Raw genomic sequence first — 24,607 nt, forward strand, 5'->3', positions numbered from 1 at the left:
AAAGGAAAAGATGCGCCCCGCCCGCTTCACCCTCGACCCCGCCTTCACCGTCGGCGCCGTCAACCCCCGGCTCTTCGGCTCCTTCGTCGAACACCTCGGACGCTGCGTGTACACCGGCGTCTTCGAACCCGGCCACCCCACCGCGGACGCCGAGGGCCTGCGCCAGGACGTGCTGGACCTGGTCCGCGAACTCGGCGTCACCGCCGTCCGCTACCCCGGCGGCAACTTCGTCTCCGGCTACAAGTGGGAGGACTCCGTCGGCCCGGTGGAGGACCGCCCGCGCCGCCTCGACCTGGCCTGGCGCTCCACCGAGACCAACCGCTTCGGCCTCTCGGAGTACATCGCCTTCCTCAAGAAGATCGGCCCCCAGGCCGAACCCATGATGGCGGTCAACCTCGGCACCCGGGGCGTCGCGGAGGCCCTCGAACTCCAGGAGTACGCCAACCACCCCTCCGGCACGGCCCTGTCCGACCTGCGCGCCGAGCACGGCGACAAGGACCCCTTCGGCATCCGCCTGTGGTGCCTGGGCAACGAGATGGACGGCCCCTGGCAGACCGGCCACAAGACCGCCCAGGAGTACGGCCGCGTCGCCGCCGAGACGGCCCGCGCCATGCGCCAGATCGACCCGGACGTGGAACTGGTCGCCTGCGGTTCGTCGAGCCGGGCGATGGACACCTTCGCCGCCTGGGAGGCGACCGTCCTCCAGGAGACCTACGACCTGGTCGACCACATCTCCCTGCACGCCTACTACGAACCGCACGACGGCGACGTCGACTCCTTCCTCGCCTCCGCCGTGGACATGGAGTCGTTCATCGAGAGCGTCGTCGCCACCTGCGACCACGTCGGCGCCCGCCTCAAGTCCGAGAAGAGGATCAACCTCTCCTTCGACGAGTGGAACGTCTGGTACATGAGCCGGACCGAGGCCCAGGTGAGCGTCCTGGACTGGCCCGAGGCCCCCCGCATTCTCGAGGACAACTACAGCGTCCTGGACGCGGTCGTCTTCGGCTCGCTCCTGATCGCCCTGCTGCGGCACGCCGACCGCGTCACCGTCGCCTGCCTCGCCCAGCTCGTCAACGTCATCGCCCCCATCATGACCGAGCCGGGCGGCCCGGCCTGGCGCCAGACGACCTTCTTCCCCTTCTCCCAGGCCTCGAGGTACGGCCGCGGCGAGGTCCTCGACGTCCGCGTGGACTCCCCGACGTACGACACCGCGAAGTACGGCGAGGCCGACCTCCTGCACGCCACCGCCGTGCGCGCCGAGGACGGCTCGGTCACCGTCTTCGCCGTCAACCGCTCCCGCACCGAGGCCCTCCCGCTGGAGGTCGCCCTCGGCGGCCTGCACCTGACGGAGGTCGTCGAGCACAGCGCCCTCGCGGACGCCGACCCCGACGCGCGCAACACCCTCGCCGAGCCCGAGCGGGTCGTCCCGCACGCGGTGGACGGCACGGCCCTGGCCGACGGCAGGCTCACCGCCGCCCTGGAACCGCTGTCCTGGAACGTGATCCGGCTGCGCTGAGTCCCGCGCGTCCGGTCAGCCGCGGCGCCGGCCGGGGGAGGGGACGGGCTTCACCGGCACTCCTCCGGCCGCGCTGCCCAGCAGCTCCAGGCGCACCGGGCCGGGTGCGGGCGCCGTGTCGCCGTCGGACAGGACCGCGAGGGCCAGGGTGTTGGCGGCGGCGCGGGTGCGCAGGATGCCGTTCGGGAGGACGAAGGTGTGCGGGGCACCCCTTGCACCGCCCACGTTCGCGCCCAGGTTCCAGCCGTTCAGGAAGACCTGGACGCGCACGTCGTGGTCCGGGACACCGGTGCCGTCGAGGACCAGGCCGACGGAGGCGTCGGTCTCCGGCGGGACGTCCAGCCGGAACGTGGTCCGGTACCAGGTCACGCCCTGGCGCGCGTCCTCGTCCCGGGCGGCCGCCGGGGACCCCGGCTCCCACCCGCCGTCGTCGTACCCGGGCAGGTGCCAGCCGTGGCGCTCCCCGTACAGCCCGCCGTGGTTGAGCGGCCCGCGCACCGGGTCGGGGGCGGCCGCGCCGATGATCCGCCAGTGCGCGTCGGGCGAGGCGCCCTCGAAGCGGGCCGAGGTCAGACCGCGGGCCACCCGGTACGCGTCCTGGCCGTGCTGGGTGCGCCGGACCAGGACGGCCAGGACGGGCGCGGCGCCCTCGCCGGGCGCACGCGCCGACTCGCGCAGGGGTTCCGGCAGCCGGAACCGCGCCGTGGCCGTCCAGGTGCCCTTCCCGTCGCCCGCCCCGCCCGGCCGGTGGGTGCCCAGCGGCTCCCCGTCCAGCCAGGCCATCAGCAGCCCGTCGGCGCCCGTGCTGTACGCCAGGGACACCGACTCCAGGCCGGAGGCGCCGTCGAGGCGGGCGCGGTACCAGACGTCGCCGTAGTGGAAGCCGTAGTCGTCGGCGAAGAGCACGGGCTGCCCGTCGGGGACCGGTGTCGTGCTGTGCGAGGTGCGCCGGTCGGCGACCGTCCAGCCCTCGTCGCCGTAGTCGGGCCGCACCTCGAAGTTCTCGGTGCGCCGCCGCCAGCCGTCGAGCGCGGGCAGGGCCAGTCCGGGCACGCCCGGCAGCGGCCACACCGTCATCACGCTCAGGGCACGGCCCAGGCCCGACTGCACCCGCTCGCCGTTCCAGGCCACGTCGGTGATGCCGGGCGGTGCCCACACCTCCAGCTCCCGCTCCTCGACCGTGTCGCCGGTGAGCCGGATCACGGGACCGTCCAGGACGGCCTCGCGCAGCAGCTCGGGGCCGCGCACCAGGACCCGGCCCGACGGGGTCTCGTACGGCCACAGCCGCAGGGAGGCGTCGTCGTCGGCGAAGAGGAGGATCAGGGTGCGGTCGGTCTCGCCGCTGCGCACCCGCACCCGGGTCAGCCGGTCCTCCTTCAGCGGCACGATCACGTGCAGCTTGCCGTGGTCGAAGATCCAGGCGGCCTCCTCGTCCAGCCGGGTCGGCCACGGCTCGTTCGGACAGTCCAGGACCAGGTGCGCCGTCTCGCCGGCCCGCCCCACGAACGCGGCGATGTCCAGCTTCCCGACGCTCAGCGCCAGCATGGGCTGCACGGTGGCGTACGCGAGCTTGCGCCCGGCGCCCAGGTGGAGCCCGGTCGCCAGCAGCTTGGCGTCCCGGGCGGGCACGGTGACCTCCACCTCGGTCCCGCCCATCGGCACCGTCGAGGTGACGTCGGCCGCGGAGTCGTTGCGCAGGACGTACGCCTGGGCGCCGGTGTCCGGGTTGGCCAGGCGTTGCACCCGGATGCGGGCGTCCGCGGCCCGGATCGCCGGCGCCTCGGTCATCCGCGTGAAGTCCGGCACGTGGCGCAGCAGGTGGCCGAGCTGGTGGAGCGGCGCCAGCTTGTCCGTCGGGCGGCGCGCCTCGTCGATCGCCGCGGTCGGGTCGTACGCCGGTGCGGGCGCCGACGGCGCGGGCAGCCACCCCCACGAGGTGCCGCCGAACGCCATGTGGACGTTGTGCAGCGTGCTCCCGTGGGCCAGGCGGGCGAAGTGGAGCCGCCGCGCCTCGGCGGCGTCCCGGGTCCGTTCCGGCTCCTCCCAGGCGAGCGGGGAGTCGGCGTGCAGCACGGGCACCTCGACGGCGTCGGCGCGCAGCCGCTCGTGCAGGTGGTCCAGGTCGGCGCGCTCGGGGGTGTCGGCCCGGTAGAGCAGCACGGTGCCGGTGCCCCGGGTGAACTGGTGGCGGGCGACGATCGCGTTGACCCGGCTCAGCCACTCGTCGGCGTGACGCAGATACGCGGGGTCGGTGGTCCTGGCCCGCGCCCCGACGGCCGTCAGCCAGCCGGGCAGGCCCCCGGCGTCCACGTCCGCGCCGATGTACGGGCCGGGGTGCACGACCACGTACAGGCCGCACTCGGCGGCCGTGCGCAGGAACAGGTCGAGGTCGCGGACGCCGGTGAAGTCGTACGTGCCGGGGGCGGGGGAGTGCTGGTTCCAGGCGAGGCGGACGCTGACCGCGTTGTGGCCGTACGCCCGCATCTTCTGGAGCACGTCCCGCCACAGGGACGGGCTCGGCAGCCGGAACGGGTGCAGCTCGCCGGACCACAGCGCCAGCCGTCTGCCGTCCACCAGCAGGGAGTACCGGTCCAGGGCGACCCGGTGGCGCCGGCCGTCGGCGGCGGGCGGGCCGGGCGGCGGTCCGGTGGGCACGGGACCGGGTCCGCCGGGGTGGGGCAGCGCCGCGCTGCTCACACTGCCGCCGAGCGCGAGCCCGAGGACGGTGGTGCCCGCGAGGGCGCTGAACGCTCGTCTGCCGAGCCGGTGGGGCCTGCTGAGCTCCAAGGGAGCCTCTCCTGTTGCGCGCGGTGCCTCCGGTCCCGTGGCTGCGCGGGACCGCCTGTGCCGGGCCATTGTCCCAGCGGACGCCGGATGGACCGGCACACGGCCGCGGCGCGTGCGGACCGCACACATTTCTGGAGGGTCGGCCCCGCCCGCCGCCGCGCGCGGGGCACCCGCGCGCACGTGCTGGGAACAGGCCGGTGTGAATGGCCGGGAGAGCGTCTGTGCGCCCCCGGCGGGGCTTCCTACGATGCGACCGTTCCGTGAATGTCATGTGCACACCATGTGTGGATGGCGGACGCATTCAACGACCTCTCGTTCAACGGCATCTCGTTCCACCACATCCACCCCCCACCGACCGGATGGGAGACCCATGGCCACCGGCCTGCTCCTGAGCGGCACGATCGCCGCGCTCCTCACCTCCGCGCTGCCCGCGCAGCACCAGCCCTCCGGCGGGTTCGAGGACCCGCCCCCGGACAAAATCGTCATCAAGGTCGCCACGGTGAACGGCTCCGGCTGTCCGCAGGGCACGGCAGCGGTCGCCGTCTCCCAGGACAACACCGCCTTCACCGTCACCTACAGCGACTACCTCGCCCAGGCGGGCGGCGACTCCGCGCCCACCGACTTCCGCAAGAACTGCCAGCTCAACCTGCTCGTGCACGTCCCGCAGGGCTTCACCTACGCCGTCGCCAGCGCCGACTACCGCGGCTTCGCCGCCCTCCAGGCCGGCGCGAAGGGCACCCAGCGGGCCTCGTACTACTTCCAGGGCTCCCCGAACACGGAGTACCGCAGCCACCCCTTCGACGGCCCGTACGACGACAACTGGCAGGCCACCGACAGCACCGACTGGGCGCAGCTGGTGTGGGCGCCCTGCGGGGTCCAGCGCAACTTCAACATCAACACCGAGCTGCGGGTCGCCGCCGGGACGTCCGACCCCGGCCGGGTGAGCTTCATGACCATGGACTCGACGGACGGCGACATCAGCACCGTCTACCACCTGGCGTGGAAGGAGTGCCCGGAGTCCTGACCGGACCGCCGCGGGCCCCCTCGGGGTCACCTCGCGGCGGGCATACCGTCCGGCCGGCACAGCAGCGGCTTGTCCAGCTCGGCGCAGGGGCGGTGGCCCCGGGAGCGGATGATGTCCTTGCCGACCTCGTTGGCGAGGTAGCGCAGGAAGCCCGCCGCGATCGAGTCGGCCGGCGGTTCGCCGTAGGTGTAGGCGATCTCCGTCTGCCAGTACGGGTACGCCCCCTGGTCGGCGCCCTCCAGGGTGGCCGGGTAGCCGTCGATGCGGATCTGGTGGACGCCGTCGTGCGCGGCGGCGGCGCCGACCTCGCTGTGCCCCAGGGCGCCCGGGGTGGAGGCCACCGTGTCCAGCAGTGTCCCGGTGCCGCCCACCTCGCAGCGGCCCGGCCGGTCCCGGGCGAGCCCGGCGCAGTCCGCGGCGGTGACCGCGGGGAGGGGACGACCGTCGAGGACCTGCTGTTCCAGCGTGGTCCGGGTGCCCGAGCCGGGGTTGCGGCTGATCAGGTGGACGGGCACGTCGTTGCCCCTGACCTGGCTCCAGTTGGTGATCCTCCCGGCGTAGACGTCCCGCACCTGCTTCAGGGACAGGTCCTCGACTCCCGCGTCCTTGTGCACGACCAGGGTGAACAGGGACAGTGCGACGGGCCTCGGCAGCAGGCGCGGGCGGCCCTCGGACTTCGGCCCGTCGCTGAACGCCAGCCGGTCGCCCAGGCCCCGGCCGTCCGGGAGCCGTGCGTCCTCCCCGGCGCCGGCGAGGGTGTCGAGCCCGTCGACGCTGCCCTTGAAGGAGGTGGCGGTCAGCGGGATGTGCGCGTCCGGGCAGGTCCGCTCGTACTGCCGCGCGGCCTCCCGCAGCACCGGCGCGAAGGCCGTGGAACCCGACAGGTGCAGGGTCCCGGCGGCGCAGTCCAGCGGCGCGGCGACGGCGTCGTCGTCCCCGGCCAGGGTGAACGCGGACTGGGTGGCGCTCACCAGGATGAGCGACGCGAGCAGCCAGCGGACCTGCCGCGAGGCGAAGGGGTAGTACGCGGTCTTCTTGATGTTCCCGCCGCGCACCCCGCCGACGATCCCCGCGGTGACCTCCGGCTCGGGGAACTCCGGTTCGGTGAAGCCCTCCTCACGGTCCAGGACCGCGAGGACCTTGTAGTGGGTCCTGCGGTTGAGGATCACCTTGGGCAGCTTGACCTCCCTGCCCGTGGTCTCGAAGCCCTCGGCCCCCGGCACGAAGAAGGTGGGCGGGACCTGCGGGCTGCGCTCGGTGACGGTCATGCCGACCACCCGGCGGCCGGGGAAGGCGATGCGTATGCCCACGGGGTCGCTGGCGGGGGCGACGTAGTCGGCGGCGACCACGGGGCTCCAGCCGGCGTTCTCGATCCGCAGCAGGACGACCGAGGGATCGCGCAGGTTCGTACCGTCCCACTGCATGCGCTGCAACACCGTGGTGTCGGGCCCCGAGGCGGACGAGTCCCGGATCGTGGTGTCCAGCTGCACCCGGTACCCGAGCCGTTTGCGCCCCGCCAGCACGAACTCCCACAGCGCGGCCGCCACGGGCACGGCCAGGCCCAGGACGGCGGCCACGGACCCCCAGGACACACTCACGTCCGGCTCCCCCTCGGGACGGTGACACGGGAGGCCATGGTGGCGGCGGAGGGGGCGCGGCGGGTGCGGAGCCGGTGACTCCCCGACTCGAATTCACGCACGGGTCATCTTGGACACCCGGCGTTCTCCGGTCGTCAACCGCCGCCACCCGGGTTCAGCGCTCCGGCGACGGCCCGCCGGTGCTCATTGCGTGTCCTCGTGCCCGCGCAGGTGGAGCGAGCGCAGCGCCACCTCGATGGCGAAGCGGTGGTCGGGGTCGGCGAGGCGGTCGCCCAGGTGGGTGTCCAGCGTCCGCAGCCGGTAGCGGACGGTCTGCGCGTGCACGCCCAGCATCTCGCCGACCTGCTCCGCGGGCGCCCGGGTGGACACGTGGACGCGGAGGGTCTCGACGAGCCGGTCGCGGCGCCTGGCCGGCAGGTCGTCGAGCGGGGCCAGCTCGCGGGCCGCGATGCGGTCGACGAGGGCGGGGTCGGACAGCAGCCACAGGGTCGTCAGGTGATCCTCGCAGCGGACCAGCGGAGCCTCGGGTATGACATCGTCGTCAACGAGCTGGAGCACGCGGCGGGCCCAGCGGACGGAGTCGGCGGCCTGGGTGATCGGCACGGTCAGGCCCACCGCGGCGCGGGTGCCGGCCAGGGCTGCGGCGATCATGTCGAGGCGGGCGGGGGTGGCGTCGCCGGGCACGAGCAGGTGCGGCTGCGGTATGTCCAGGTCGGCGAGGACGTCCCGGTCCAGGCCCGCCTGGATGTGCTCCGGCGCCGGGGACCGCAGGGCGACGAGGAAGCACGTGCGGGGCAGCTCCCAGGCGGCGGCCTTGCACAGTTCGGACACGGCCGTGCGGGGCAGCGGCGCGGCGGCCAGCAGGAAGTGCAGTAACTGTCTTCGTAACGCGGACTCCTCGGAGGCGGCCCGCTCCCGCACCTCCGCGTACCCCTCGCGGGTGATCGACTCCAGCTCCTCGACGTAGGCGAACAGGGCGTCGGCGAAGGCGAGGATCAGCGAGGGGGAGAGGCTGTACTGGCGGCCCAGTGTCTTGGCCCGGCGCAGCGCGATACGGGCGCCGAGCCGGTAGGCGCCCTGAAGGACCTCCAGGTCGCGGCCCTCGTAGGCCTCCACCCGGCCGAACCTGCGCAGCAGTTCGTCCCGCAGCTCCGAGCTGCTCGAGGGGTCGGCCACCCGGTCCACGAAGGCGGTCAGCGCCTGCTCGACGCCCTGGCGGATCGCGTCCCCGTCCGGGCCGTTGAGCAGCCTGCCGTAGACCGGATAGCTGCGGGTGACCTCGCTGCGTATCTCGTTCAGCAGCCCCGGGAGCAGGGGCCGCATGAAGGCCGCGAACTTCTTGGGGAGGGGGTCGAGCGGTTCACCGAGCACCGAGGGACGCGCGATTGAGGGCATGAGTGATCCCTTGCCGTCGACATGTCCGGTGGGGCGGACCGGCCGGGCCCCGCCCTCGGCGGGCGGTGCCTGGACCGGTCTCCCGGGCGTTCACCGGTCTGGCAAAGCTGAAGGTAAATCAACTTTGTTGTGTTGTACATCTCTTGGGGAGGAATCGTGTCCCGGTTGTGTGTGTCTTTGGCTGTTACTCGACGGCGGAGTGCCAGTTCTCGGCCAGGACCTTGCCGGCGTCGGGGACGACGGTCCCGGGCGCGTTGAGCCCGGTGAGGTGGGTCCGGGTGTCGTCGAGCGTGACGCTGTTGTTCCCGGCGGCGGAGGGCAGCCCGGTCTTCGCGTTCACCGCGGCGTTGATCAGGCCGACGTTCAGGCCGCAGCCGGTGGCGCCGGGCACCGCGAAGGTGCTGTCGTTCTGCGTGGCGCCGGTGAGGTTGATCCGGCTCATCTCGCCGGCCGGGTCCACGGTGCCGTCGCCCTGGAAGAAGGTCATGCCGAACTCGGGGTAGTTGCGGTTCTCCGGGCGCAGCACGATCGGGTTGGCGGCCGTCCCGATGTAGCAGTTGTCGCCGAGGAGCGGGTTCTCCAGGTGGATGCGGACCGGCAGGGCGACGATGGGCAGGTCGGTGAGGGCGCCCGCGGTCTGGTCGAAGGCGTAGGGCGCGCCGACCGACTCCATGGTCGCGGTGATCTTGTTGAGGCTGGAGTTCTCCAGCGACTCGCAGATACCCGTGATGATGAAGATGTCGCTCGGGCACATGAGGCCGAGCAGTCCGCCGGGCACGGTGGCGGGCTCGGCGACCAGCGCGCCGGAGGCGGGGGCGACCACGGTGCTGGTGCCGTCCGCGTTCTGGACGACGCCCATCTGGAGGTTGGTTCTGCCGGTCGTCACGGTGGTGTCGCCCAGCTTGATGGTGCCGCTCGCCGAGGTGGACACCACGCACTGCGGGGTCCGGTCGAAGCCGTCGGCGTTCAGCATCGCGGGGGCGTCCACGGGACAGCGGGTGAAGGGGGCCCACTCGCCGTTCAGCGCGGGGCCGGCGGCGGTCGCCGTGCCCAGCGAGGCGACGGCGCCGAGCGCGGTCAGCGCGGACACGGTGGCGAGCCGGGTGCGGGTGGAGATCGGGGGCATGGTGGTGGCCTTCCGGGGAGTCGGGGGGCAGGGCGGGTCAGTGTTCGGCGACGGGGATCTCGTAGGGCTGGAGGTCCTCGGTGCACTGGCCTTCGTTGGTCGGGCTCGGGAACACGGGGGCGGCGATCGCGCACGTCTGGCCCTGGACCTGCTTGATGAGGTTGCCGGGACCGGAGACGGAGGCGGTGAGCAGGCGGTCGAGGTCCTCGCCGTCGGTGCCGCAGCCGGTGAAGGCGGGGATGGTCGCCTCGCCGGACAGCACGCCGCCGCTGAGGAGCAGATAGCCGGTGGCCGGCTGGCCGATGAGCAGCTCGCCCCGGCCGTACAGGACCAGGTGGTCACCGGGGAAGTTCGCGGGGTCCGGGTCCTCGGAGACGAGGGACGTCTCGGTCCGGCACTCGGAACCGACGTCCAGGGGTGTCCCGTTGACCTCCAGATCCAGCACGTGCAGGACCAGCGGGGCCCGGACGTAGGTGTCCGTGGTGGTGGAGAAGTCGGTCATGCTCATCTTCATGCGGGAGTCGATCCGCATCGTGTCCGTCTGCTCCAGCACCATGGTGGCCTTCACCGGGGCGAAGTCGAAGGACAGGAAGGTCGCTTCGAACGGCGGCGTCTGCCTGCGCTCCTGGTAGTGGAAGTTCGCGTACGACACGGTGTCGAAGATCAGGTAGTCCGGATCGGGGGGACCCGGCACGGGAATGCCCTGCTCGATCAGCACGCAGGACGGCGGGAGGTACGCGGCGCCCTTCATCTTCTTCACGTTGGCGTAGCCGGTGACGTACGCGTTGAGCGACACGTCCGTGGGCGGGTGCTGCTCGTCGTAGCGGCACGGCGGGACCTCGTCGCGGTCGACGGCGGTGCCGGGGGTGTTCTCCAGCACCTTCGGCGACCGCTCCGACTGCCGTTCCGCCTCGCGGTCGCCCGGCCCGTCCGGCCGTCCGTCGTCCGGCGCCCCGGAGGTTCCGGCCGGTCCCGACGGGGACGGCGAGGACGGCGAGCCGCTCGGTGCCGCGGTGCCCGTGCCGACGGGCACGGTGGCCAGCAGCCCCCGGCCGGGAGCGTCCTCGGCGAGGGCGCAGTCGACGGTCAGCGAGCCGGGGCCCGCGGTGGCCGCATCGGTGGCGGTCCCGTCCGCCGCCTCGAGGGCCAGGTCGATCGCGAGGGCGCCCGCGGAGAACGTCAGGTCGCCGTCGCCGCGGCCGGCCACCGAGGGGACGTCTCCCTTCGTCACCAGCGTCAGCGGCCCCGACTCGGGCAGCGCGACCGGCTCGGCGCTTCCCCGCCAGGTCGCCGTGGCCGTGGCGGCGTTCTGGGCGACGCCGACGCCGAGCCGGGTGGCCGCCCGTACCCCGGCCGCGTCGCGTGCGGCCAGGTCGGCGACCGCCTGGTCCGGGAGCTCCACGGTGGTGGTGACGCCGGTCGGCGTGAACGCCTCACCCGCCAGGGCCCGTTCCGGGAACTCCGCCGAGACCCGCACCGTCGCGGGCAGCGGCCCCGAAGGCAGGGTGCAGACGTAGGGGAGTTCGGCCTCGACCTGCTGGGTGCCCGAGGCCGAGGCGGTCGTCGGGACCAGGGCGGCGAGCACCACGAAGGCGGCGATCGACGTGGTCCGGGCGCGGGCCCGGGCCCGGGTCCGCGACGGGCGCGGGGCGGCGGCTGGCTTGGCTTTCATGCGACTCCGCTCGGACGGCTCGGAAGGGTGGCCGGTCTTCTCCGGGCCCGGTGTACGGCCCGCGAACGCCCGACCGGGGGTACCGGCCGGGCGGACGTGGCTGACCGGCGGCCTACGGGTTGGAGCCGACGATGGTCGGGATGACGCTGGAGCCCGCGACCTTGACGGCGTAGTTGCCCTTGAACGTGGGCTTGGTGGCGGTCGTGACGATCGCACCGCAGTTGACGGGGTTGGTGACCACCAGTTCACCGGCGGTGCTGTTGATCGCCAGGATGCCGGTGGAGTTGGTGTAGGTGCCCGAGGCCTTGCCCGTCACGGTGAACTTGCAGGCGCCGGCGGTCACGTTGGCCTTGACGTTGCCGACGTAGCCCTTGGTGACGCCGGTGGAGGCGTTGTAGTCCACCCCGACGACGTCCCACGGGGTGACCGACGTGGTGGTGACGTTGCCCAGGACACTGGTGCACGGCGAGCCGGACGCACCGAAGTTCATGGTGGTGATGTCGGCGACGTCACCGGGGTTGCCGGTGGCGCTCGCCATCGAACCGGCCGCGTTCGAGGCCGTGCACGTCATGGGGATGGTGGCGGTCAGCACGATGTTGCCGACGTTCGTCGCCTGGAAGTTGGCCGGCGAGGGGTTGACGGTCCACACCGTGGAGGGCGCCGCCATGGACGGGGCGGCGGCGAGGCCCAGCGCTGACGCGGCCGCACACACCACGAGGGCCGACCTTCTCATGCTCTTCTTCATGGCTCGGGACTCTCCTTGAGGGTTGAGCTGCATTGGGCCGTGACGTTACTCGCGGGAAACATAGCCGAACAATGCGGCCGTCCATGATTCTTTGAAAAGTGGAACAAGCTGTTTCCGGGGTGAGTGAATCGCGATTCTCCTTAGTCACCGGCTGCCAAGGACGAGACGTGCGGACGACGTTGATCCACTTGCCCGGCGGTCGCCTGTGGCCGGGTCGAAATGCTCACCGGATGACAAGGTGCCGAGGGGTTTCTGTGCTTTCCCTGACAGGTTCCGGATGGCCGAAGTCGGTATCCCGGAAAACTCCGATTCCGGTGTTGCCCGCCGAGGTTACTCGGCCGTAACGTGCCGGTGCGGTGCTCGGTTCCAGGTCGGTGGCCCCCGTCGGCCGGAGCCATGGCGGACGCGTTCCGGCCCACCTCCTGTGCGGCCGGGGTGTCCGCCGGCGGGGTCCCGCGGGCTTCACACCCCCCGGAACCGCGAGACCCCGCCCTGTCTCCCCGGAGACAAGTACGGCGCGGGCAGGTTGTCTGCGCGGTGACAAGTTCCGCCGGGGCGCCGGAGATCGGCGCCGCACCCGTTGTCAGTGCGCTCCGGGCCGACTTAACGTGCGGGCCCGCGGCGCGAATCCGATGGACGTCCGCTGGAGGTGATATGGGAATCGAAGTAGTGGTCGAGGGTCTGACCAAGTCCTTCGGTAAGCAGAGCATCTGGCGGGACGTGTCGCTCACTCTTCCGGCCGGGGAGGTCAGCGTGATGCTGGGCCCGTCCGGAACCGGTAAGACCGTTTTCCTGAAGTCGCTCATAGGGCTGCTCAAGCCCGAGCAGGGCCGTGTCCTCATCAATGGGGTGGACATGGTGAACAGTCCGGAAAGGGACATCTACGAGACCCGGAAACTGTTCGGGCTCATGTTCCAGGACGGCGCGCTCTTCGGGTCCATGTCCCTTTTCGACAACATCGCCTTCCCGCTGCGCGAGCACACCCGCAAGAAGGAGTCCGAGATCCGCCGCATCGTCATGGAGCGGATCGAGGTCGTCGGGCTGCTGGGCGCGGAGGGGAAGCTTCCGGGAGAGATCAGCGGCGGCATGCGCAAGCGGGCGGGACTGGCCCGCGCGCTCGTCCTCGACCCGCAGATCATCCTGTGCGACGAACCGGACTCCGGGCTCGACCCGGTCCGCACCGCCTACATCTCGCAGTTGCTGATCGACCTGAACGCGCAGCTCGACGCGACGATGCTGATCGTCACCCACAACCTCGACATCGCCGCGACCGTGCCCGACAACATGGGGATGCTCTTCCTGCGCGAACTGGTCACCTTCGGCCCGCGCGAGGTGCTGCTCACCAGCGACGAGCCGGTCGTGTCCCAGTTCCTGGGCGGCCGGCGCGAGGGGCCCATCGGGATGTCCGAGGAGAAGGACGCGGCCACCCTCGCCGCCGAGGCGGACGCCGCCTCCGCCACCGAATCCGCAGGCCCCGCCGCGCCCCGGGTGATCGTCCCGCAGCTGGAGCCCTCGCCCGGCCTGCCGCCGCGCCAGGCCGTGGCTCGCCGGCGCCAGCGTGTCATGGGCATGATCGACACGCTGCCGCCCGCCGCGCGGTCCGCCATCCGGGACACCTACGCCAAGAGCTCCGAGGCGGCCACCCTGCCGATGCCCGCCGCCGGGAGCGGCGCGTGATCACCGGCGCGCTGCGGCAGACCGGGCGGCTCTTCGCGCTCGCCGCCGAAGTCGTCCGGGCCGTCTTCCGAAGACCCTTCCAGTTCCGCGAGTTCGTCGAGCAGTTCTGGTTCGTCGCCGGCGTGACCATCCTGCCCGCCGCCCTGGTCTCGATCCCGTTCGGCGCCGTCATCGCCCTCCAGGTCGGCTCCCTGACCGAGCAGCTCGGCGCCCAGTCGTTCACCGGCGGCGCCAGCGTCCTCGCCGTCGTCCAGCAGGCCAGCCCGCTCATCGTCGCGCTGCTCATCGCCGGCGCCGGCGGCTCGGCCATCTGCGCCGACCTCGGCTCCCGCAAGATCCGCGAGGAACTCGACGCCATGGAGGTCATGGGCGTCTCGCCCGTGCAGCGCCTGGTCGTGCCCCGGGTACTGGCCGCCATGGGCGTCGCGGTCCTGCTCAACGGCCTGGTCTCGGTCGTCGGCATCCTCGGCGGCTACTTCTTCAACGTCATCATGCAGGGCGGCACCCCCGGCGCCTACCTCTCCAGCTTCTCCGCCCTCGCCCAGCTGCCCGACCTCTACGTCAGCGAACTCAAGGCGCTGGTCTTCGGGTTCATCGCCGGCATCGTCGCCGCCTACCGCGGCCTCAACCCGCGCGGCGGCCCCAAGGGCGTCGGCGACGCCGTCAACCAGTCCGTCGTCATCACCTTCCTGCTGCTCTTCTTCGTCAACATGGTGATGACGGCCGTCTACCTCCAGATCGTCCCGCCGAAGGGAGGCTGAGGTCCGATGGCCTCCCCGCTCGTCTGGCTCGACCGCTCCGGCGACCAACTGCTCTTCTACGTCCGGGCCCTGCTGTGGGTCCCGCGGACCCTGCGCCGCTACCTCAAGGAGGTGCAGCGCCTGCTGGCCGAGGTGGCCTTCGGCTCCGGCGGCCTCGGCGTCATCGGCGGCACCATCGGCGTGATGATCGCGATGACCCTCTTCACCGGGACCGTCGTCGGAATCCAGGGCTACGCGGCCCTCGACCAGATCGGCACCGCCGCGTTCACCGGATTCGTCTCCGCCTACTTCAACACCCGCGAGATCGCCCCGCTCGTTGCCGGACTCGCCCTCTCCGCGACCGTCGGGGCCGGCTTCACCGCCCAGCTCGGCGCCATGCGCATCAACGAGGAGGTCGACGCCCTCGAGGGCATGGGCATCCGCTCCATGCCCTACCTCGTCACCACCCGCATCATCGCCGGCGTCGTCGCCATCATCCCGCTCTACGCCATCGGGCTGCTCTCCTCCTTCCTCGCCTCCCGCTACGTGACCGTCCTGTTCAACGGCCAGTCCCGGGGGACCTACGACCACTACTTCAACCTCTTCCTGTCCCCGACGGACGTGCTGCTCTCCGTCCTGAAAGTGCTGATCTTCAGCGTCATGGTGATCGTCGCCCACTGCTACTACGGCTACCGCGCCTCCGGCGGCCCCGCCGGTGTCGGCGTCGCCGTCGGCCGGTCCGTGCGCAACGCCATCGTGCTGATCAGCGTCACCGACTTCTTCCTGTCGCTGGCCCTGTGGGGCGCGACCACGACCGTGAAGGTGGCGGGGTGAGATGAGCCGACCCCGAGGAACGCGAAGGGCACGAGGGCAGGCGCTGCGCCGCCGGCTGGCCGGAGTGGTGTTCGTGCTGGTGCCCGCCCTGCTGATCTGGCTGGCCGTCGCCGTCTACGACAAGAAGTTCACCGACTCCGACCCGGTGGTCGTGGAGACCGGCAGCGCCGGCAACCAGATGCACCCCGGCGCCGAGGTGAAGCTGCGCGGCGTCGTCGTCGGCGAGGTCCGCGCCATCGACGCCACCGGCGACGGCGCCCGGCTCACCCTCGCCATGAAGCCCGGCACGCTGGACGACGTACCGTCCGACGTCCGCGCGCAGATGCTGCCCACCACCCTGTTCGGCGAGCGGTTCGTCGCCCTCGTACCGCCCGCGAGCCCCTCGCCCGAACCCCTGGCCGCCGGAGCCGTCGTCCCCCAGGACCGGTCCGCGAACGCCATCGAACTCCAGCAGGTCCTCGACAACGTGCTGCCGATGCTCACCGCCGTCCAGCCGCAGAAGCTCTCCGCGACCCTGTCCGCCGTCTCGCAGGCCCTCGAAGGGCGCGGGGAGCGCCTCGGCGACACACTCACCCTGCTGGACGAGCACCTGGCCGAGTTCAACCCCCACCTGCCCGCCCTCAACCGCGACCTCAAGGAACTCGTGAAGGTCAGCCACGTCTACGCGGACGCCGCGCCCGACATCGTCACGGCGCTCACCGACTTCACCACCACCAGCGGCACCCTCGCCGAGCAGGAGGCCGAACTCGCCGCCACCCTCGGCGCCACGACCCGGACGGCCGAGGACGTGACCGCCTTCCTGCGCAAGAACAAGGACAACATCATCCGGCTCGGCGACACCAGCCGCCCCACCCTGGAACTGCTCGCCGAGTACTCCTCCGCCTTCCCCTGCACCCTGCGCACCCTCGCCGAGTTCGTGCCGGCCATGGACAAGGCGCTCGGCAAGGGCACCGACCGGCCCGGCATCCACGTCGACGTCACCACCGTCGCCTCCCGCGGCGCCTACCGGCCGGGCCGCGACACCCCGGCGTACGACTCCGGCGGCGGCCCCCGCTGCCCCACCGTGCCCTACCTCGGCACCCTGCCCCGGCCCACCGCGCGGGCCGCCACGCCCGCCGCCGAGCAGGACCTCGGGCCCGCCAACTCCCCGCAGGAGAACGACCTCGTCAACGAACTGATCGCCCCCGGGGCCGGGGAGAGCCCCGCGGACCTGCCCGACTGGAGCAGCCTGCTCGTCGGCCCCGTCTACCGAGGTACGGAGGTGAACCTGCGATGACCGGTGCCGACCACGCGCACACCCGGCGCCGCCCGCTGACCGGACCGCTGCTCAAGTCCCTCGTCTTCGTGGTGGTCACCGCCCTCGCCACCACCGTCCTCGGTTTGAGCGTCGCCGGCACCAGTGCCGACTCCGGCACCGGCACCCGCTCCTACAAGGCCCTGTTCACCGACGTCACCGGGCTCATCGACGGCGACAGCGTGCGGATCTCCGGGGTGACGGTCGGCGAGGTCACCGACGTACGCGTCGTCAACAGGCGCACCGCCCAGGTCACCTTCAGCGTCCGCGACGACCGCACCCTGCCCCGCTCGACCACCGCCGCCGTGAAGTACCTCAACATGGTCGGCCAGCGCTACGTCTCCCTCGGCCGCGGCAGCGGCGACCTCACCGGCGCCCTGCCGGAGGGCGGCACCGTCCCGCTCGACCGCACCACACCCGCCCTCGACCTGACCCTGCTCTTCAACGGCTTCAAGCCGCTGTTCGAGGGCCTGTCCCCGAAGGACGTCAACGAACTCGCCGGATCGATCGTGCAGGTGCTCCAGGGCGAGGGCGCCACCGTGGACAGCCTGATCCGCCACATCGGCTCGCTGGGCACCACGATCGCCGCCAAGGACAAGGTGATCGGCCAGGTCGTCGAGAACCTCACCACCGTCCTGGACACCCTGAACGACCGCGAGGACGGCTTCGACGACCTCGTCGACACCCTCCAGAAGCTCGTCACCGGCTTCAACCAGGACCGCAAACCCCTCGGCAAGGCGGTCGCCGCCATGGGCGACCTGACCACCGTCACCGCCGGTCTCCTCGAGGACGGACGGGCGCCCCTCAAGAAGGACATCCGCGAACTGGGCCGGCTCTCCGCGAACCTCGGCGAGCACACCCCGCAGATCGAGGACTTCCTGGCGAAGAGCCCCGCCAAGATGACCGCGCTGACCCGGCTGTCCTCCTACGGATCGTGGTTCAACCTCTACCTCTGCGAGGCGCGCGTGAGCGGAGTGACCACCTCCGACGGCTCGAAGCCGCCCACCGGCATCGCGATCACCGAATCGAGGTGCCGCGGATGAAGCGCCCCCGCCCCCGTATCAAGCCGGTGAAGGAACGCAACCCCGTCGCCGTCGGCGTCGCCGGACTGCTCGTCCTCACCCTGATCGCCCTCCTCGCCTACAACGTCGACCGGCTCCCCTTCGGCGGCGGCACCACCTACAGCGCCGACTTCTCCGAGTCCGCCGGCCTGGACGAGGGCGACGAGGTGCGCATCGCCGGCGTCAAGGTCGGACAGGTCACCGGCGTCGCGCTCGACGGCGCCAAGGTCAAGGTCAGCTTCGAGGTGGAGGACGCCTGGCTCGGCGACCGCACCACCGCCGCCATCGCCATCAAGACCGTCCTCGGCGACAAGTACCTCGCGCTCGACCCGCTCGGCTCCGCCCGCCAGGACCCCGCCGCCCGCATCCCGCTCGCCCGCACCACCTCCCCCTACGACGTGACCCAGGCCTTCCAGGACCTCAGCGGCACCGTCGACGCCATCGACACCGGGAAGCTCGCGGAGAGCTTCGAGACCATCACCGACACCTTCAAGGACTCACCGCCGCACGTGCGCAAGGCCGCCACCGGACTGTCCGACCTGTCGAAGTCGATCTCCAAGCGCGACGCGAAACTCTCCGAACTCCTCAAGGGCAGCGCGCAGTTCACCAAGACGCTGGAGAACAACAAATCCAGCTTCGAGACCCTCATCGAGGACGGCGGCCCGCTGCTCGGCGAACTCCGCGACCGCCGCACCGCCATCAGCGCCCTGCTCAAGGGCAGCCAGGACCTCGGCACCGAACTCGGCGGCCTCGTCAAGGACAACGAGAAGCAGCTCGGCCCCACCCTCAAGGCGCTCGGCCGGGTCACCACCGTCCTGGAGAAGAACAACACCCGGCTCGGCGAGACCCTCGCACTCGTCGGCCCGTACTACCGCCTGGTCGGCAACACCCTGGGCAACGGCCGCTGGTTCGACAGCTATCTGTGCGGCGTCGTGCCCCGTGCGTATCTGCCCGAGACCTCCCAGCCCGAGACCGGATGCCTGCCGCCGAAACAGCCGGCGGCCGCCCAGGGGAGCGGTGAGCGATGACCCGACGCCGGAAGATCCTCACCGCGGTGCTCGCCCTCGTGGTGCTCGCCGCCGGCGGCCTGGCAGCCACCCGGGCCCTCGAACCCGACGGCACCCGCGTCACCGCCTACTTCGACCGCGCCATCGGCGTCTACGCCGGATCCGACCTGCGCATCCTCGGAGTACGGGTCGGCGAGGTGGAGTCGGTGGACCCCGAGGGCACCCGGGTCCGCGTCGGCCTCCGCCTGGACGACGGGATCAAGGTCCCCGAGGACGCGCGGGCCGTCGTCGTCGCGCCGAGCGTCGTCGCCGACCGCTACGTCCAGCTCACCCCCGCCTACCGCAAGGGCCCCGCCCTCGCCGACGGCGCCGTCCTGCCCGCCGCCCGCAACCGCGTCCCCGTCGAGATCGACCAGATCTACGACTCCCTCACCGAACTCGGCGACGCCCTCGGCCCGGACGGCGCCAACGCCGACGGCGCCCTGTCCGACCTGCTGAGGACCGGCGCCGGCAACCTCGACGGCAACGGCGAGGCCATCGGCGACAGCGTCGAGCAGTTCGGCAAGGCCGCCAAGACCCTCGACGGCAGCAGCGGCGACCTGTTCAAGACGCTCGGCAGCCTCCAGACCTTCACCACCATGCTCAAGAACAAGGACACCGACGTGCGCACCGCGCAGGAACGCCTGGACGAGGTCGTCAGCTTCTTCGCCGACAACAAGGACGACCTCACCGGCGCGCTGGAGGAACTCGGCAAGGCCCTCGGCCAGGTCAAGACCTTCATCGAGGACAACCGGGGCGAGCTGAAGAAGAACGTCGACCGGCTCGTCCCCATCACGCAGACCCTGGTCGAGCAACGGGCCTCGCTGGCCGAGGCACTGGACGTGGCACCCCTCGCCGCCGGCAACGTCGTCAACGCCTACAACCCCGACACCCGCACCCTCGACGGCCGCGCCAACCTCAACGAGATCAGCAGCGGCGGCCCGCTGCTCCCGCTGCCGGTGGCCGGGACGGAGAAGGGGGACGGCCGATGAGGCGCGCGACGCTCCCCGGGGGCCGGGTGGCCGGTCTCACCGCCGGCGGACTGGTCGCCCTCGGCCTCGCCCTCGCCCTCACCCTCGGCGGGGTCCCGGCCGGCGTGCCGGGCTTCGACGGCATCGAGGACCTGCCGCTGCCCGGCGGCGCCGACCTCGGCGACCACCCCTACACCGTCACCGCGGAACTCCAGGACGTACTGAGCCTGGTCCCGCACGCCGCCGTGCGGGTCAACGACGTCGCCGTCGGCCGGATCACCGGCATCGAACTCGGCGAGGACGACTGGACGGCCCGCGTCACCATGGAGATCAACGGCAAGGTGCGGCTGCCCGCCGACGCCACCGCACGGCTCGAACAGTCCAGCCTGCTCGGCGAGAAGTACGTCCAGCTCGCCGCGCCCGCCAAGGACTCCGGAGCCGGCCGGCTGACCGACGGCAGCGTCATCCCGCTGGCCCGCACCAGCCGCAACACCGAGGTCGAAGAGGTGTTCGGCGCGCTGTCCCTGCTCCTCAACGGCGGCGGCGTCAACCAGCTCAAGACCATCACCCGGGAACTGAACGCGGCGCTCGGCGGCCGCGAACCGGAGGTCCGCTCCATGCTGAAACGGGTCAACACCCTGGTCGGCGACCTCGACGACCACCGGGGGGACATCACCGACGCCCTCGACGCGGTCAACCGGCTCTCCTCCACCCTCGCCCACCGCAAGGAGGACGTCGGCACCGTCCTCACCGACCTCTCGCCGGGACTGAAGACGCTGGAGAAGCAGCGCGGCTCCCTGCTGACCATGCTGCGTTCCCTCGACACGCTCTCCGGCGTCGCCGTCTCCACCATCGACGCGAGCAAGGACGACATGATCGCCGACCTCAAGGCCGTCGCGCCGACGCTGAAGGCGCTCGCCGACGCGGGCACGGACCTGCCCGACTCGCTCCAGGTGCTGCTGACGTACCCGTTCACCGACGAGGTGCTGCGCGGGGTGAAGGGCGACTACCTCAACACGTACCTGAGCATGGTCGCCGTACCCGGCACCCAGGTGATCCCGCCGCTCGTCCCCGAGGACATGCCGTCGCCCGCCTCCTCGCCCCTGTCGCTGCCCTCCGTGTCCGCAACCGGAGGTGAGCACGGGTGATCACCCTCGCCGTACGGCTGAAGAACCTCGCCTTCCTGCTCATCGCCGTCCTCGCCCTCGCCTACCTCGGCATCCGCTACGCCGACCTCGGCCGGTACGTCGGCGTCGCCGACTACTACACCGTGGACGTGCAACTCCCGCGCACCGGCGGACTGTTCACACACTCCGACGTCACCTACCGGGGCGTCTCGGTGGGCCGCGTCGGACCGATCGACCTCACCGCCGAGGGCGTCGTCGCCGAACTGCGCATCAAGAAGTCCGCGCCCCGCATCCCCGCCGACACCAAGGCCGTCGTCGCCGGGCTCTCCGCCGTCGGCGAGCAGTACATCGACCTGCGGCCCGAGAGCGACGGCTCCCCCTACCTCGCCGACGGCACCCGCATCGAACAGGCCGACACCCAGGTGCCCGCACCCGTCACCGACGTCCTCACCAGCGTCGACGACCTCGTCGGCTCGGTCCCGCTGGAGGACCTGCGCACGGTCGTCGACGAGTTCGGCAAGGCCTTCGAAGGCCACGGCGACGACCTCCAGGTGCTCCTCGACAGCGGCAGCGACTTCGTCGAGGCCGCCGACCGCGCCCTGCCCTCCACCACCCTGCTCATCAACGACGGCGAGACCGTCCTGCGCACCCAGGCCCAGGAGGCGCAGGCCATCCGCGACTTCGCCGTCGGCGCGAAGGACCTGGCCGCCGCCCTCAAGGGCTCCGACGCCGACCTGCGCCGCCTCCTCGCCGTCACCCCCGAGGCCGCCACCCAGGTCAGCGGTCTGCTGCGGGACCTCGACCCGAGCCTCGGCGTGGTCCTCGCCAACCTCCTCACCACCTCCGAGGTCGCCGTCACCCGGCAGCGCGGCATCGAGGAACTCCTCGTGAAGTACCCGGCGGCCGTCTCCGCCGGCGCCACCGCCGTCGACGGAGGGAAGCTGAACCTCGGCATGGCCGTGACCTTCTTCAGCCCCCTGCCCTGCACCGACGGATACGGCGCCACCCGCTACCGCAACGGCCTCGACCTCGGCACCGCTCCCGCCCTCAACACCGACGCCGCCTGCACCGCCCCGGCGTCGAGCGGCAAGAACGTGCGCGGCTCGGCCAACGCCCCGAAGGGCGGCGCGGTGCCCGACCCCGCCGAGCCCGGCTCCCTGCCCTCGGGCAGCGCCGGTACGCCCGCCCAGGGCGACGCCTCCCCGGCACTCCCCGGCGCGCTCGCCCTGCCCGGACAGAGCGGCGAGGCACCGGCCGGCCTCACCGGTCTCCTCGCCCCGGCCGGCACCGGGAGCACACGATGAGGCGGGCGCGGATCCTCACCGGGACGGGGCTCGCGCTGGCCCTCGCCTTCTGCGGCACCGGCGCGTGGACGTACACGCAGGCCCGCACCGACGACGCGCTCGCCCACGGCCGGGAACGGGACGAGGCGCTCTCCGACGGGCGGGAGGGCATCGCCGTACTCACCACGCTCGACGCCGCCACCCGGCAGAGCGCCGAACGGAGCATCCGGAACTGGCGCGACGTCTCCACCGGGCCGCTGCGCAAGGAACTCGGCGACACCGAGGCCAAGGCGGGGAGTTCGGCGCGCGGCACGGTCACCGAGGCCGCCCTCACCGCGCTCGACACGCGGTCCGGCACGGCCAAGCTCATCGCCACCGTCCGCGTCGAGGTCACCCCGGCCGGGGGTGCCGGGACCGCCGGAACGAAGAAGCCGGCCATCGACCGCAAGCGCCTGGAGGCGGTACTGGCCCGCACGGGCGAGGGGGAGTGGAAGGTGAGGGCGCTGAGCGCGGTGCCGGTCGCGGAGGAGAAGGGCGAGGAGCGATGACACCGACATGGCGGCTGCGCAGGAACGCGGCACCGGAGCCGCCCGGCACGGCGGACGAGACCGCCGAGCCCGAATCCGAGACCGCAGAGGCCGAAGCCGAAACCGCAGAGCCCGAAGCCGAAACCGCAGAGCCCGAAGCCGAGACCGCAGAGGCCGAGACCGAGGCAGAGACAGAGGCCGAGCCCGCGTCCGACGCCGACGGCCCCGAAGCCCCCGCCGTCCGCCCGCCGAACGGACGCCTGCGGAAGGCCGCCCTGGCGGGCACCGCCGCCGTCCTCGTCCTCGGCGGCTGCGGATTCCTCTACGGCGCCCACCAGTTGAGGTCGCAGGCGCCCGCCCGGAACCAGGCGCTCACCGACACCGAGGCCACCACCCGCGTCGCGGGCGACGTCGGCAACGCCCTCGCCCGGGTCTTCTCCTACACCCCGGACGGCACCGAGGCCGCCGAGCGCTCCGCGCGCACCGTCCTCGACGGCCGCGCCGCCCGCCAGTACGAGACCCTCTTCGCCCGCGTCCGCGACGACCTCACCGACCAGCGCGTCACCCTGAGCACCCGGGCCGTCCGCACCGGAGTGATCGAACTCGACGGCGACAAGGCCCGCCTGCTGGTCTTCCTCGACCAGACCTCCCACAGGGGCAAGGGGACGGGCAAGGGGACGGGCGAGGACAAGGCCGCGGCCACCACCGCGGCGGCCCAGCTCACGGTCACGGCCCGGCTCGAGGACGACCGGTGGCGGATCGTCGACATCAAGGCCCGCTGAGCATGCGCGGGAGACTGGAGAGCACCCCATGAAGAGCGCGGTCCGCCTCCCCGACGTCGGCCGCTTCCGGCCGCTCACGGCCCTGGCACTGGCCCTCACCCTCGTCGCGGGCGGCTTCGCAGCCTGGGCCGGCCAGGACTGGTACCGGGCGGCCCACGACGACCGGGCCGCGTACGCCGCCGAGCGGGACGCGGCGCTCTCCGCCGGGGAGCAGGCCGTGCAGAACCTCAACACGCTGGACCACCGTGAGCTGAAGCGCGGCCTCGACCTGTGGGCGTCGTCGACGACCGGCGAACTGCACGAACAACTGACCGCCGGCCGCGAAGAGTTCGCCACGCAGGTGAAGGAGGCCAGGACGGTGAGCACGGCGCGGGTGCTGTCCGGCGCCGTCACCGAACTCGACGACCGCGCCGGACGGGCCCGGGTGCTGGTCGCCCTGCGCGTCACCGTCGAGGCGGCCGACGGGGCGAAGACCGACAAGGACAGCCGCATGCTCGGCGAACTCACCCGGACCGACGGCCGGTGGAAGCTGAGCGCCCTCGGACAGGCACCCGTCGGCGGCACATCGACCGGCTGACCCGGTTCCGTACCGCGAAGCCGGCCGCAGCGAGGAGGACACCGCACCATGTCGACGACCCGTCACCACATCAACCGCCAGCGGCGCCGCCAGGCCCGCGAGACCCGGCCCGCCGCCTCCGCCGCCGACCCCACCACGGGCCCGGACCGCGCGCGCGGCGCCACGGCCGTCCTGGAGCCCACGAAGACCGCCGCCCCCGCCGGCGCGCCCACGGCCGGGGACGAGAAGAAGCCCGGCCGGGCCCGACCGCGCCGCCGCCCCCCGGTCCTCGCGCTGCTCTGCGCGCTGACGGTGCTCCTCGGCGGCTTCGCGGGCTGGGCGCACGCGGAGGCCGAAGGGCTCAGGTCCGAGCCCGCGCGGAGCAACACCGCACTGACCGACCTCGCCCGCACCAGCGAGATCAAGGGACAGGTGACCAAGGCCGTCGACCGCCTCTTCTCCTACGACCACGCCGACCCCGGAGCGCTGGACAAGGCGGCGAAGGACCTCCTGACCGGCAAGGCCGTCGACCAGCACCGCGAACTGCTCGCCGACGTCCGCGAGCGGGCCGACGCGCAGAAGGCGGTGATCACCACGACGGTCACCGAGAGCGCGGTCGAACGCATCGACGGCGACCGGGCCCGGGTCCTCGTCTACGCCGACCAGAGCAGCGTCGCCACCCGTGGCGACAAGAGCGGCACCAAAGCGGCGGCAGGGGACGAGAAGGCCGCGCAGGACGAGGGCGTGTACGCGGCGGCCATGCTCGCCGTCGACGTCGTACGCCGCGACGGACGCTGGCTGGTCTCCGCCCTCGACACCTTCGGCCGCTGACCCCCCATCCCCGAC

General features: G+C 72.3%; 20 protein-coding genes and 1 pseudogene. 15 read left to right on the plus strand and 6 right to left on the minus strand.

Annotated elements, in window-relative coordinates; translation table 11 throughout:
* The first annotated feature begins 10 nt into the window (after nt 1-10).
* Nucleotides 11-1,516, plus strand: coding sequence for an alpha-N-arabinofuranosidase (locus OHA99_RS25670; RefSeq protein WP_405698031.1), 1,506 nt, complete (start codon nt 11-13; stop codon nt 1,514-1,516).
* 15 nt (nt 1,517-1,531) lie between these two features.
* On the opposite strand, the gene OHA99_RS25675 is transcribed toward OHA99_RS25670, so the two are convergent.
* Complete coding sequence (locus OHA99_RS25675; protein ID WP_405698033.1) at nt 1,532-4,303, minus strand: beta-galactosidase; 2,772 nt, start codon at nt 4,301-4,303, stop codon at nt 1,532-1,534.
* Nucleotides 4,304-4,673: 370 nt separating this feature from the next.
* On the opposite strand from OHA99_RS25675, the gene OHA99_RS25680 reads away from it, so the two are divergent.
* Nucleotides 4,674-5,327, plus strand: coding sequence for a DUF4360 domain-containing protein (locus tag OHA99_RS25680; protein WP_153180008.1), 654 nt, complete (start codon nt 4,674-4,676; stop codon nt 5,325-5,327).
* A 26-nt stretch (nt 5,328-5,353) separates the two neighbouring features.
* Here OHA99_RS25680 and OHA99_RS25685 read toward each other — a convergent pair whose 3' ends face one another.
* From OHA99_RS25685 to OHA99_RS25705, 5 genes are all read right to left on the minus strand, one after another.
* Entirely contained in the window at nt 5,354-6,925 is a 1,572-nt protein-coding gene (locus OHA99_RS25685) for a substrate-binding domain-containing protein (protein ID WP_405698035.1), read from the minus strand.
* 183 nt (nt 6,926-7,108) lie between these two features.
* Nucleotides 7,109-8,320 (minus strand): helix-turn-helix domain-containing protein, encoded by a 1,212-nt coding sequence (locus OHA99_RS25690; RefSeq protein WP_153180010.1) that lies wholly within the window; start codon nt 8,318-8,320, stop codon nt 7,109-7,111.
* Between the two features lie 184 nt (nt 8,321-8,504).
* Nucleotides 8,505-9,446: a hypothetical protein gene (locus tag OHA99_RS25695; RefSeq protein WP_405698037.1), complete on the minus strand. Its 942-nt coding sequence runs from the start codon at nt 9,444-9,446 to the stop codon at nt 8,505-8,507.
* Between the two features lie 37 nt (nt 9,447-9,483).
* A complete protein-coding gene (locus tag OHA99_RS25700; protein WP_405698039.1) occupies nt 9,484-11,118 on the minus strand; it encodes a DUF6801 domain-containing protein in 1,635 nt (544 codons plus the stop codon).
* A gap of 112 nt (nt 11,119-11,230) precedes the next feature.
* On the minus strand, nt 11,231-11,863 hold the full coding sequence (locus tag OHA99_RS25705; protein ID WP_153180013.1) for a hypothetical protein: 633 nt from the start codon (nt 11,861-11,863) through the stop codon (nt 11,231-11,233).
* 654 nt (nt 11,864-12,517) lie between these two features.
* Between OHA99_RS25705 and OHA99_RS25710 the strand changes: the two genes are divergently transcribed.
* The 13 genes and pseudogenes from OHA99_RS25710 (at nt 12,518) to OHA99_RS25770 (ending at nt 24,592) form a co-directional block, all read left to right on the plus strand.
* Nucleotides 12,518-13,540, plus strand: a complete 1,023-nt coding sequence (locus OHA99_RS25710) for an ABC transporter ATP-binding protein (protein ID WP_165686119.1) — start codon at nt 12,518-12,520, stop codon at nt 13,538-13,540.
* 8 nt (nt 13,541-13,548) lie between these two features.
* Nucleotides 13,549-14,301: pseudogene (locus OHA99_RS25715) on the plus strand (MlaE family ABC transporter permease); the annotation flags it as partial.
* A gap of 6 nt (nt 14,302-14,307) precedes the next feature.
* A complete protein-coding gene (locus tag OHA99_RS25720) occupies nt 14,308-15,114 on the plus strand; it encodes an ABC transporter permease (RefSeq protein ID WP_115741938.1) in 807 nt (268 codons plus the stop codon).
* Between the two features lies 1 nt (nt 15,115).
* A complete protein-coding gene (locus tag OHA99_RS25725; protein WP_153180016.1) occupies nt 15,116-16,390 on the plus strand; it encodes an MCE family protein in 1,275 nt (424 codons plus the stop codon).
* Nucleotides 16,387-17,451, plus strand: coding sequence for an MCE family protein (locus tag OHA99_RS25730; protein WP_381501490.1), 1,065 nt, complete (start codon nt 16,387-16,389; stop codon nt 17,449-17,451). Before OHA99_RS25725 ends, OHA99_RS25730 begins: the two co-directional genes overlap by 4 nt.
* Nucleotides 17,448-18,497, plus strand: a complete 1,050-nt coding sequence (locus OHA99_RS25735; protein WP_153180018.1) for an MCE family protein — start codon at nt 17,448-17,450, stop codon at nt 18,495-18,497. The genes OHA99_RS25730 and OHA99_RS25735 overlap by 4 nt, the downstream gene beginning before the upstream one ends.
* Nucleotides 18,494-19,507, plus strand: a complete 1,014-nt coding sequence (locus tag OHA99_RS25740) for an MCE family protein (RefSeq protein ID WP_165686123.1) — start codon at nt 18,494-18,496, stop codon at nt 19,505-19,507. The genes OHA99_RS25735 and OHA99_RS25740 overlap by 4 nt, the downstream gene beginning before the upstream one ends.
* Nucleotides 19,504-20,634, plus strand: coding sequence for an MCE family protein (locus OHA99_RS25745; protein ID WP_153180020.1), 1,131 nt, complete (start codon nt 19,504-19,506; stop codon nt 20,632-20,634). The genes OHA99_RS25740 and OHA99_RS25745 overlap by 4 nt, the downstream gene beginning before the upstream one ends.
* A complete protein-coding gene (locus OHA99_RS25750) occupies nt 20,631-21,917 on the plus strand; it encodes an MlaD family protein (protein WP_164384891.1) in 1,287 nt (428 codons plus the stop codon). The genes OHA99_RS25745 and OHA99_RS25750 overlap by 4 nt, the downstream gene beginning before the upstream one ends.
* Nucleotides 21,914-22,444, plus strand: coding sequence for a hypothetical protein (locus OHA99_RS25755; protein ID WP_405698043.1), 531 nt, complete (start codon nt 21,914-21,916; stop codon nt 22,442-22,444). The genes OHA99_RS25750 and OHA99_RS25755 overlap by 4 nt, the downstream gene beginning before the upstream one ends.
* Nucleotides 22,441-23,205 (plus strand): hypothetical protein, encoded by a 765-nt coding sequence (locus OHA99_RS25760; RefSeq protein WP_405698045.1) that lies wholly within the window; start codon nt 22,441-22,443, stop codon nt 23,203-23,205. The genes OHA99_RS25755 and OHA99_RS25760 overlap by 4 nt, the downstream gene beginning before the upstream one ends.
* A 28-nt stretch (nt 23,206-23,233) precedes the next feature.
* Complete coding sequence (locus OHA99_RS25765) at nt 23,234-23,782, plus strand: nuclear transport factor 2 family protein (protein ID WP_366471950.1); 549 nt, start codon at nt 23,234-23,236, stop codon at nt 23,780-23,782.
* Between the two features lie 48 nt (nt 23,783-23,830).
* Entirely contained in the window at nt 23,831-24,592 is a 762-nt protein-coding gene (locus OHA99_RS25770) for a hypothetical protein (protein ID WP_153180025.1), read from the plus strand.
* The last annotated feature ends 15 nt before the right edge of the window (nt 24,593-24,607 follow it).

It is taken from the genome of Streptomyces coelicoflavus (assembly GCF_045041415.1).
GTDB classification, from domain to species: domain Bacteria; phylum Actinomycetota; class Actinomycetes; order Streptomycetales; family Streptomycetaceae; genus Streptomyces; species Streptomyces coelicoflavus.

Excerpts from the sequence above, each read along its gene's own strand:
- OHA99_RS25670 (WP_405698031.1), top strand. The coding sequence starts at position 11 with ATGCGCCCCGCCCGCTTCACCCTCGACCCCGCCTTCACCGTCGGCGCC.
- OHA99_RS25680 (WP_153180008.1), top strand. The coding sequence starts at position 4,674 with ATGGCCACCGGCCTGCTCCTGAGCGGCACGATCGCCGCGCTCCTCACC.
- OHA99_RS25690 (WP_153180010.1), bottom strand. The coding sequence starts at position 8,320 with ATGCCCTCAATCGCGCGTCCCTCGGTGCTCGGTGAACCGCTCGACCCC.
- OHA99_RS25695 (WP_405698037.1), bottom strand. The coding sequence starts at position 9,446 with ATGCCCCCGATCTCCACCCGCACCCGGCTCGCCACCGTGTCCGCGCTG.
- OHA99_RS25700 (WP_405698039.1), bottom strand. The coding sequence starts at position 11,118 with ATGAAAGCCAAGCCAGCCGCCGCCCCGCGCCCGTCGCGGACCCGGGCC.
- OHA99_RS25705 (WP_153180013.1), bottom strand. The coding sequence starts at position 11,863 with ATGAAGAAGAGCATGAGAAGGTCGGCCCTCGTGGTGTGTGCGGCCGCG.
- OHA99_RS25710 (WP_165686119.1), top strand. The coding sequence starts at position 12,518 with ATGGGAATCGAAGTAGTGGTCGAGGGTCTGACCAAGTCCTTCGGTAAG.
- OHA99_RS25720 (WP_115741938.1), top strand. The coding sequence starts at position 14,308 with ATGGCCTCCCCGCTCGTCTGGCTCGACCGCTCCGGCGACCAACTGCTC.
- OHA99_RS25725 (WP_153180016.1), top strand. The coding sequence starts at position 15,116 with ATGAGCCGACCCCGAGGAACGCGAAGGGCACGAGGGCAGGCGCTGCGC.
- OHA99_RS25730 (WP_381501490.1), top strand. The coding sequence starts at position 16,387 with ATGACCGGTGCCGACCACGCGCACACCCGGCGCCGCCCGCTGACCGGA.
- OHA99_RS25735 (WP_153180018.1), top strand. The coding sequence starts at position 17,448 with ATGAAGCGCCCCCGCCCCCGTATCAAGCCGGTGAAGGAACGCAACCCC.
- OHA99_RS25740 (WP_165686123.1), top strand. The coding sequence starts at position 18,494 with ATGACCCGACGCCGGAAGATCCTCACCGCGGTGCTCGCCCTCGTGGTG.
- OHA99_RS25745 (WP_153180020.1), top strand. The coding sequence starts at position 19,504 with ATGAGGCGCGCGACGCTCCCCGGGGGCCGGGTGGCCGGTCTCACCGCC.
- OHA99_RS25755 (WP_405698043.1), top strand. The coding sequence starts at position 21,914 with ATGAGGCGGGCGCGGATCCTCACCGGGACGGGGCTCGCGCTGGCCCTC.
- OHA99_RS25760 (WP_405698045.1), top strand. The coding sequence starts at position 22,441 with ATGACACCGACATGGCGGCTGCGCAGGAACGCGGCACCGGAGCCGCCC.
- OHA99_RS25765 (WP_366471950.1), top strand. The coding sequence starts at position 23,234 with ATGAAGAGCGCGGTCCGCCTCCCCGACGTCGGCCGCTTCCGGCCGCTC.
- OHA99_RS25770 (WP_153180025.1), top strand. The coding sequence starts at position 23,831 with ATGTCGACGACCCGTCACCACATCAACCGCCAGCGGCGCCGCCAGGCC.